This is a genomic window from Micromonospora sp. M51, from assembly GCF_018070305.1.
GTDB classification, from domain to species: domain Bacteria; phylum Actinomycetota; class Actinomycetes; order Mycobacteriales; family Micromonosporaceae; genus Micromonospora; species Micromonospora parva.
On the sequence record NZ_JAGPXZ010000204.1, the window covers coordinates 1 to 8,533 of the forward strand.

General features: G+C 72.2%; 7 protein-coding genes. 5 read left to right on the top strand and 2 right to left on the bottom strand.

Annotated features, from left to right (window positions below):
• The coding region (locus tag KBX53_RS13525) for a S8 family serine peptidase (protein ID WP_210859559.1) at positions 1 to 2,197 on the top strand (2,197 nt) is incomplete at its 5' end.
• Between the two features lie 51 nt (positions 2,198 to 2,248).
• Here the strand turns inward: KBX53_RS13525 and dapD are convergent.
• Complete coding sequence (gene dapD / locus KBX53_RS13530; protein ID WP_210859560.1) at positions 2,249 to 3,208, bottom strand: 2,3,4,5-tetrahydropyridine-2,6-dicarboxylate N-succinyltransferase; 960 nt, start codon at positions 3,206 to 3,208, stop codon at positions 2,249 to 2,251.
• A 78-nt stretch (positions 3,209 to 3,286) separates the two neighbouring features.
• On the opposite strand from dapD, the gene dapE reads away from it, so the two are divergent.
• Positions 3,287 to 4,360, top strand: a complete 1,074-nt coding sequence (dapE, locus tag KBX53_RS13535) for a succinyl-diaminopimelate desuccinylase (RefSeq protein WP_210859561.1) — start codon at positions 3,287 to 3,289, stop codon at positions 4,358 to 4,360.
• Positions 4,361 to 4,402: 42 nt separating this feature from the next.
• On the opposite strand, the gene KBX53_RS13540 is transcribed toward dapE, so the two are convergent.
• Positions 4,403 to 4,570 (bottom strand): hypothetical protein, encoded by a 168-nt coding sequence (locus KBX53_RS13540; RefSeq protein ID WP_156057972.1) that lies wholly within the window; start codon positions 4,568 to 4,570, stop codon positions 4,403 to 4,405.
• Positions 4,571 to 4,724: 154 nt separating this feature from the next.
• Here KBX53_RS13540 and KBX53_RS13545 point away from each other — a divergent pair, with 154 nt between their 5' ends.
• From KBX53_RS13545 to KBX53_RS13555, 3 genes are all read left to right on the top strand, one after another.
• Positions 4,725 to 5,591 carry a TIGR00730 family Rossman fold protein gene (locus KBX53_RS13545; RefSeq protein WP_030337558.1) on the top strand — a complete coding sequence of 289 codons (867 nt, stop codon included), beginning with the start codon at positions 4,725 to 4,727 and terminating at the stop codon, positions 5,589 to 5,591.
• Entirely contained in the window at positions 5,591 to 6,136 is a 546-nt protein-coding gene (locus KBX53_RS13550) for a TIGR00730 family Rossman fold protein (protein WP_210859562.1), read from the top strand. Before KBX53_RS13545 ends, KBX53_RS13550 begins: the two co-directional genes overlap by 1 nt.
• A gap of 138 nt (positions 6,137 to 6,274) precedes the next feature.
• Positions 6,275 to 8,533 (top strand): ATP-dependent helicase (locus tag KBX53_RS13555; RefSeq protein ID WP_210859564.1); only part of this gene is annotated, 2,259 nt, incomplete at its 3' end.

Genomic DNA, 8,533 nt, shown 5'->3' on the forward strand with positions numbered 1-8,533 from the left:
GGACGACGAACTGGCCGACTTCTCCAGCCGGGGTCCCCGGGTCGGCGACGACGCGGTGAAGCCGGACATCACCGCGCCCGGCGTCGACATCGTCGCCGCCCGGTCCGCCAACGGCTTCATCGGCGATCCGGTCGACGACCGTTACGTCACCATCTCCGGCACCTCGATGGCCACCCCGCACGTGGCCGGGTCGGCCGCGCTGCTGGCCCAGCAGCACCCGGGATGGCGGGCCGACCGGATCAAGGCCACCCTGATGGCCGCCGCCAAGCCGCACCCGGAGCAGACCGCCTACCAGCAGGGAGCCGGGCGGGTCGACGTCGCGCACGCGATCACCCAACAGGTCACCACCGACCCGGTGAGTGTCTCGTTCGGGCGTGCGCTCTGGCCGCACGGTGACGACGCGCCGATCACCCGCACGGTGACCTGGCGCAACGACGGTCCGGCGGCGGTCACCCTGGAGTTGAGCGTCGAGGGCGCCGGCCCCGGCGGTCGCGCGCTGCCAGCCGGCCTGTTCCAGTTGGGTGCCAACCAACTCACCGTGCCGGCCGGCGGCACGGCCGCCACGACCGTCACCACCGACACCCGCCTCGGCGACGCCGACGGCTACTGGACCGGGCGGATCGTGGCCCGATCCGGGGCGGCGGTCGCGGTCACCCCGTTGGCAGTGAACCGGGAGGTGGAGAGCTACACGCTGACAGTGGAGCACCTGAACCGGGCCGGTGAGCGCACCGCTGACCACTGGACGTTGCTGCTCGGGATGGACACCTTCGGCGCCTGGGACGTCGTCAGCTCCGACGGGGTGGCCAGCGTTCGGGTGCCGAAGGGGCGCTACGGCCTCAGCGGTCTGGTCTTCGAGCCCGGTCCGGAGGATGAGCCGCGCGGGATGTCCCTGTTGGCGCAGCCCGAGGTGACAGTCGAGCGGGACACCCGGATCGTGGTGGACGCCCGCCGCGCCAAGCCGGTGCGGACGACCATTCCGGACCGGACCGCCGTACCGCTCCTGATCGACGTCAGCGGCAACTTCACCGCCGACGACGGCAGCGCGTACACCGTCGGCCTCTGGGCCGAGACGTTCGCCGACCTGACCAGCGGTCAGCTCGGCAAGCCGAGCCCCGCCGACCGGTTCGTCGCCACCGTCAGCAGCCAGTGGACCACGCCGGACCCGACCAACAGCCCGTACCTGTACGCGCTGGCCGAGGCGATCCCCGGCCGGATGCCGACCGGGTTCGTCCGCGACTACACCCGACGGGACCTGGCAACCGTCGTGCACCGGTTCCGTGGCGGCTACCCGGGCATGCAGGCCGAGCGGATCGTGTACCCCGTACTGGAGTACAACGTCGGCGGCTCCGCCCTGATCCTGCCCACCGCCGTGCCCGGCCAGCGGGTCGAGCACTACAACACCAAGGGGGTGACGTGGGAATCCGAGGTCTCCTTCGGGACGGTGGACGACGAAGGCTGGTTGAACCCGCAGACGGTGCTGTTCTCCGTCCCCACCGCGTACCGGGCTGGGCGGACGGTGCAGGAGATCTGGAACCAGGGCCCGTACGGACCGTCGTTCCCGAAGCCGCGCTGGCCGCACCAGAGCGTCACCCGCGACGGCGACACGATAGTGGTCGACGTGCCGATCCACAGCGACGCGGCCGGGCACCCGGGCGGCTCACTGAACGACAGCGCGCAGACCAAGCTCTGGCGCAACGGCAAGCTGGTCGGCGAGAGCGAGTACGCCGGCTACGGCGAGTTCACAGTGCCACCGGGCAAGGCGGACTACCGGCTCGTCACGTCGGCGAAGCGCAGCTTCACCGACCTGAGCACCGAGGTGGAGTCCAGTTGGACCTTCCGGTCGCGGCACGTCGCCGGTGACACGCCGGCCCGACTGCCACTGTCGGTGGTGCGCTTCGCGCCGCCGCTGCGGGTCGACAACAGCGCTCCGGCCGGTCAGGGCTTCGTCATCCCGGTACGGGTGCAGCGGCAGCCCGGCGCGCCGAGCGCCCGGGTGGAGAAGCTCACCGTCGACGTCTCCTACGACGGCGGGAAGACCTGGGGCAGGGCGAAGCTGGTCCGCACCTCGGCCGACGGCTGGTCGGCGCTGTTGCGGCATCCGGCCGGCACCGGCCACGTGTCGCTACGGGCCACCGCCCGGGACACCGCCGGTAACACGGTGACCCAACGGATCATCCAGGCGTACCGGTTGCGCTGAGGCGTACCCCGTCCGGGTCCGCGGCCGAACGCCGCGGACCCGGCGGGGCCGTCAGTCGTTGGCGTGCAGGGCGGCGTTCAGCTCGATGCCCCGGCCGGTGCGCGGCCGGGCCTCCAGCCCGCCGGTGACCGAGTTGCGCCAGAACAGCAGCCCGTCGACGCCGGACAGCTCCCGGGCCTTGACGACCCGGCCGTCGGGGAGCGTGATCTTCGACGCGGCGGTGATGTAGCAGCCGGCCTCGACCACACAGTCGTCGCCGAGCGAGATGCCGACGCCGGCGTTCGCGCCGACCAGGCTCCGCTCACCGATGCTGATCTTGTCGGTGCCGCCGCCGGAGAGGGTGCCCATGATGGAGGCCCCGCCGCCGATGTCGGAGCCGTCGCCGACCAGCACGCCCTGCACGATCCGCCCCTCGACCATCGAGGTGCCCACGGTGCCGGCGTTGAAGTTGACGAAGCCCTCGTGCATCACTGTGGTGCCGGCCGCCAGGTGCGCGCCCAGGCGGACCCGGTCGGCGTCGGCGATCCGCACCCCGGACGGCACCACGTAGTCGGTCATCCGGGGGAACTTGTCCACCCCGTACACCGACAGGTGCCGGCCGGCGGTCCGCTCGATCACCCGCAGCTCGTCCACCCGATCCGGTGGGCACGGCCCGGCGGACGTCCAGGCCACGTTGGCCAGCTTGCCGAAGATGCCGTCCAGGTTGACCTGGTTGGGTCGCACCAGGCGGTGCGAGAGCAGGTGCAACCGGAGGTACGCGTCGGACGCGTCCTTGATCGGGTCGTCCAGCGAGCCGATCACGGTGACCACCTGCACGGTACGCAGACCGGGCAGCGACCGGTCACCGAGTGCGGCCGGCGGCAGGTCGAGCACGTCCGCCTTGTCCTCGCCGGCGACCAGCGGCAGCTCGCCCAGGCCCAGCTTGCCGGTCGGGTACCAGGTGTCGAGCACCTGCTCGTCTGCGGTGACCGTAGCCAGGCCGATGCCCCAGGCGGAATCTGCGGACGTCACTGTTACACCTCTCGGTCACGGCCGGGCTGGCCTCGGCTCGCTCCTCGCACTGACAGACCTGAAGGTACCGTGCGAACCATGGAGAACCCGCTGACCCCCGAGGTCCTCGCCGATCCGGTGCAGCTGACCCGCGCTCTGGTCGACATAGAGTCCGTGTCCCTCAACGAGAAGGCGATCGCCGACTGTGTCGAGGAGGTGCTGCGGGGCGTACCGCACCTGACCACCCACCGGCACGGCAACACGGTGATGGCGCGCACCGACCTCGGTCGGTCGCAGCGTGTGGTGCTGGCTGGGCACCTCGACACGGTTCCGTTGAACAACAACTTCCCGTCGACAATGCGCGGCGACCTGATGTACGGCTGCGGCACCTCCGACATGAAGTCCGGCACCGCGTACGCACTGCACCTGGCGGTCACCCTGCCCGAGCCGCGCTACGACGTGACGTACTTCTTCTACGAGGCCGAGGAGATCGAGTCCCGGTACAACGGCCTCAACCTCGTCGCCCAGGCGTTCCCGGAGTGGCTGCAGGCGGACTTCGCGGTGCTGCTGGAGCCGACCTACGGCATCGTCGAGGCGGGCTGCCAGGGCACCATGCGTTCGGTGGTCACCACGACCGGGGTACGCGCCCACTCGGCGCGCTCCTGGCACGGGGTGAACGCCATCCACGCCGCCGGTGAGGTGCTGCGGCGTCTCCAGACGTACGAGGCCCGCCGGGTCACCATCGACGGTTGCGACTACCGCGAGGGCATGAACGCGGTACGGATCAACGGCGGGGTCGCCGGCAACGTGGTTCCCGACCACTGCGAGGTCGAGGTCAACTACCGGTTCGCGCCGGACCGTACGCCGGCCGAGGCGGAGGCGCACCTGCGGGAGGTCTTCGACGGCTTCGAGGTGACGGTCACCGACATGGCTGCCGGTGCCGCGCCCGGGCTCGAAGCGGCCCCCGCGAAGGAGTTCCTGGCGGCGGTCGGCGCCGCGCCGATCGGTAAGCTGGGCTGGACGGACGTGGCCCGGTTCGCGGCGATGGGCATCCCCGCGCTCATCTTCGGCCCCGGCGACCCGAACCTGGCCCACCACCCCGACGAGCACGTCGAGATCAGCAAGATCCGCGACGGCGCGGCAACCCTGCACCGCTGGCTAGCCCCAGCCTGACCGGTCGCGGCCCGGCTTCCGTCGGTGATCAAGAGGTTTGCGTCAGCCTGGCCCGTTGTCGGCGACGCAAACCTCTTGATCGGCTCCGGACGGGGTGGGGGAGGTGGGGATCGGGTTCTGCTGGCGGGTGCGGCGGCGTTCGGCCACCACGTCTCGGATCCGTCGCTGCATCTGGCGACGGATCCGGATCATCTCGCTGTTGCTGATCACGCTGTCTCCTCCCCCGAAGGCGCGCGCCGGGGCATACCCGGTATGTGAATAGTAAGACGTACGGGAGCGTCGAATAGTTGCCCTTGATCGCGAACAATTTCTCGGCGTCCCCGCCCCGCGCACCCGGCCGGTGCTGCTCCACTACGGTTGCTCCATGAGCCAGAGCAACGGGCGGGAGGCCGGTCGCGGTCCGGGCCAGGAGCGGCATCGCGGTGCGGTCACCCTGCGCAGGGGGGCGATCCCGAGCAGCACCGCCGACCAGCGTCTGCTGGATTCGCGGGGGCGCGGCGACTGGAAGACCAAGGACGCCTGGCGCGCGCTGCGCATCCTCGCCGAGTTCGTCGAGGGCTTCGACACCCTCGCCGACGTGCCGTCGGCGGTCAGCGTCTTCGGCTCCGCGCGCAGCGCGCCGGACAGCGCCGAGTGCCAGTTGGCCGAGGAGTTGGGTGGCGCGCTGGCCCGAGCCGGCTACGCGGTGATCACCGGAGGTGGGCCCGGAGTGATGGAGGCCGCCAACCGCGGCGCCAGCGAGGCCGGCGGGCTCTCCGTGGGCCTCGGCATCGAGCTTCCGTTCGAGCAGGGCATCAACGAGTGGGTCGACCTGGCCATCGACTTCCGCTACTTCTTCGCCCGCAAGACGATGTTCGTCAAGTACGCCCAGGCGTTCGTCGTGCTGCCCGGCGGGTTCGGCACCATGGACGAGCTGTTCGAGGCGCTCACCCTGGTGCAGACCGGCAAGGTCACCCGGTTCCCGGTGGTGCTGATGGGCGTCGCCTACTGGCAGGGCCTGCTGGACTGGCTGCGCGACACGATGGCCGCCACCGGCAAGATCGGGCCGGTCGACCTGGACCTGATCTGTCTCACCGACGAGGTCAACGAGGCGGTCCGGTACATCGTCGAGGCGGAGGCCGTGCTCTCCGCCGAGCAGGAGGCGGTCCGCGAGGAGGCCGTCGCCCGGACCGGGGCGGACCAGCAGGCCGCCGCCGTCCAGGCCACCGAGCAGCCCCGGGATCACGACTGATGGCGGCGATCTGCGTCTTCTGCGCCTCCTCTCGTACCCTCGACCAGCGCTGGTTGGACCTGGCCGCCGAGACCGGTGCGGAGCTGGCCCAGCGCGGGCACACGCTGGTCAGCGGCGGTGGCTGCGTCGGCATGATGGGCGCGTTGGCCGACGGCGCCCGCTCCGCCGGTGGGCGCACCCTCGGCGTGATCCCGCAGTCGCTGGTCGACCTGGAGGTCGCCGACCTGGCCTCGGACGAGCTGCTGGTGACCGACTCGATGGCCACCCGCAAGACCGTGATGATCGACAAGTCGGACGCCTTCCTCACCCTGCCCGGCGGCCTGGGCACCCTGGACGAGTTGTTCGAGGTCTGGACGACCGCCACCCTCGCCCTGCACGCGAAGCCGATGGTGCTGATCGACACCGACGGGTTCTACCGCCCCCTGTTGGACTGGCTCGACGCGCTGGCCGATCAGACCTTCCTGAAGCCCGCCGGCCGCGACCTGCTGACCGTGACCACCACCGTTACCGAGGCCCTGGACATCCTCGAATCCCACCTGACCTGACCCGCACCCCTCCGCCCCTGCGGTGATCATGAAGTTGTCGACGTCGCTGTCGGCGTGTCGCGCCGCTAACTTCATGATCGACGAGGTGGGTTGGGGTGTGGGTGGGTTGGTGTCGGATGGGTCTGATGGGATGAGCTGATGCAGGCGTACCGGTTGGTGCGGCGGCCCGGTGGGCCGGCGCGGGGGGACGGGGCGACGCCTGACGGCGCTTCCGTGCCTGCCAGCGACGGCACGTCCGGCGGCGGTGTCGGGGCGGCGGGTGGGTCCGCGCGCCCGGGTGGGTCCACCGGCGTCGGTGGGGCCGAGCGTGTGGTCGGGCCTGAGGTGGCGGTCGGCGGCGGCTGGCGGGCCGATCCGGTGCAGGCCGAGGTGGTCGGGCACACCGACGGGCCGATGCTCGTGCTCGGTGGTCCGGGCACCGGCAAGACCAGCACGCTGGTCGAGGCGGTCGCCGCCCGGGTGGCCGAGGGGGTCGACCCCGAACGGATCCTCGTGCTGACCTTCGGCCGCCGAGGCGCCACCGCACTGCGGCAGCGCATCGAGGCCCGCATCGCGCAGGACGGCCACCGGGTGCTGCGGGAGCCGCTGGTGCGCACCTTCCCGGCGTACGCCTTCGGGTTGCTCCGCCGCGCCGCCGCCGAGCGGGGGGAACCGTCGCCCCGGCTGCTCACCGGCCCCGAGCAGGATCTGATCATCCGTGAGCTGCTGGACGTGGTGGGCGAGGAGCCCGAGGACGACCCGGTCGGCTGGCCGACCGACCTGCGCCCAGCCCTGCGGACCAGGGCGTTCGCCGGCCAGCTGCGTGACCTGCTGATGCGCGCCGCCGAACGCGGGGTGGGCTCGGCCGACCTGGCCCGGCTGGGTGAGAAGCTCGGCCGCGCCGACTGGCCCGCTGCCGCCCGCTTCCTGCGGGAGTACGTGGCAGTGCTCGCCCTGCGCGACGTCAGCAACCGCGGCTCCATCGCGTACGACCCGGCGGAGCTGGTCCGGGCGGCCACCGGGCTGCTGCGCGACGACGAGGAGTTGCTGGCCGCCGAGCGCCGCCGGCTCGCCCACGTCTACCTCGACGAGTTGGCCGACACCGACCCCGCCCAACTGGAGCTGCTCTCGGTCATCGCGGGCGGCGGCAAGTCGCTTGTCGCGTTCGCCGACCCCGACTCGTCCACGTACGCCTTCCGGGGCGCCGACCCGGCCGGGGTGACGACGTTCACGCACCGGTTCCGGACGGCCTCCGGTGCGCCCGCCGCGCAGGTGCTGCTGTCCACGTCGTACCGGGCTGGCCCGGGTCTGCTCGCGGCGATCGCCCGGCTGGGTCGCCGGTTGCGGGGTCCGGCCGCGCACCGCCGGCTGCACCCGCTGCCGGACGCGCCGCCCGGTGTGGTCGAGGTGCACACGTTCCGCTCGGCGACCAGCGAGGCCGCCTGGTTGGCCCACGCGCTGCGCTCGGCGCACCTGCTCGACGGCGTGCCCTGGTCCCGGATGGCGGTGCTGGTGCGGTCCACCGCGTTGCAGCTGCCCACCCTGCGACGGGCGTTGCACGCGGCCGGGGTGCCCACAGTGGTGCACGGTGAGGATTTGCCCCTGCACCTGCAACCGGCGGTCGCGCCGCTGCTGCTCCTGCTGCGGTGCGCACTGGAGCCGGAACGCCTCGACGAGGAGTCGGCTGTCGCACTGCTGCACTCGCCGCTGGGTGGGGCGGACCCGCTGGCCGAGCGGCGGCTGCGGCAGGGCCTGCGGGCGCTCGCGCTGGCTGCCGGTGACCGACGTCCCTCCGGTGAGCTGATCGTCGAGGCGTTGCGCGATCCGGAGGAGTTGGCCGGCATCGACCGTCGCTGGGCGGAACCGGCGCAGGCGGTGGCCGGGCTGCTGGCCATCGCACGCGAGGCCGCCGATCGGCCGGGTTCGACAGCCGAGGACGTGCTCTGGGCCGTCTGGCAGGCCAGTGGTCTCGCCGAACGCTGGGCCGGCGCGATCAACCAGGGCCGCCCGGAGGTCGGCGAGGGTGACCTGGCCCGGCGACGGCGGGCCGAGGCGGCCGACCGTGACCTGGACGCCGTGCTGGTCCTCTTCGACGCGGCGGCCCGGTTCACCGACCGGCTGCCCGGTGCCCGTACCGAGGTGTTCCTCGATTACGTGCTCGCCCAGGATCTGCCGGCCGACACCATCGCGCCGACCGCCGACCGGGGTGCGGCGGTACGCCTGCTCACCGCGCACGCGGCGAAGGGCCTGGACTGGGACCTGGTCGCGGTGGCCGGCGTGCAGGAGGGCATCTGGCCGGACCTGCGGCTGCGCGGCAGCCTGCTCGGCTCCGAGCGGCTGGTCGACGTGCTGGCCGGCCGGTCGGTCGACGGCGCGAGAGCGGCGAACGTGGTGGGTCAGACCTCGGCGTTGCTGGAC